Genomic DNA, 418 nt, shown 5'->3' with positions numbered 1-418 from the left:
GACCCATAGTGAAGATGGTGCAGTCGAACTGGATCAACAACTTGAATCTGAGAAGTCCATATCTGAATTTAGTTGTGATCTAAACCTTCAGCCTGCCAATATTGAACAACTTAACTTTGCTTTATCAAGTGAGCTTGAGAACTTAGCGACTGATCCTCCACAAACACCTATTCAGCTGAGCATCCTTGACAAGCAACAGAATGCATTATTATTTTCAGGTGAATTTGACATAAAAGATAAGTCAGGCAAAAGTTTGATTCTATTTACATTAAACCGAGCAGGCAAACAATGGCAATTTATGCCAAGGCATCAAAATATAGATGGCGACCTACGTTATCTTTGTGAAAAATATGGGATAGAAATAAGCGATGACTGATCTTAAAAATAACACAATACTTAATACCATGATATCTAATAC

At 36.1% G+C, this 418-nt stretch carries 1 protein-coding gene; it reads left to right on the top strand.

Annotation, left to right across the window (positions count from 1 at the left end; all coding sequences use genetic code 11):
- Positions 1 to 376: TerD family protein (locus tag AAEY83_RS12950; RefSeq protein WP_351059329.1), on the top strand; the 376-nt coding region annotated here is incomplete at its 5' end.
- Positions 377 to 418: the final 42 nt, after the last annotated feature.

Origin of the sequence: Psychrobacter sp. TB20-MNA-CIBAN-0197, assembly GCF_040309765.1 — a bacterium.
Classification (GTDB): Bacteria; Pseudomonadota; Gammaproteobacteria; order Pseudomonadales; family Moraxellaceae; genus Psychrobacter; species Psychrobacter submarinus.
The sequence above is the reverse complement of the archived record's forward strand: the minus strand, read 5'-3'. Positions and strand labels throughout refer to the sequence as shown.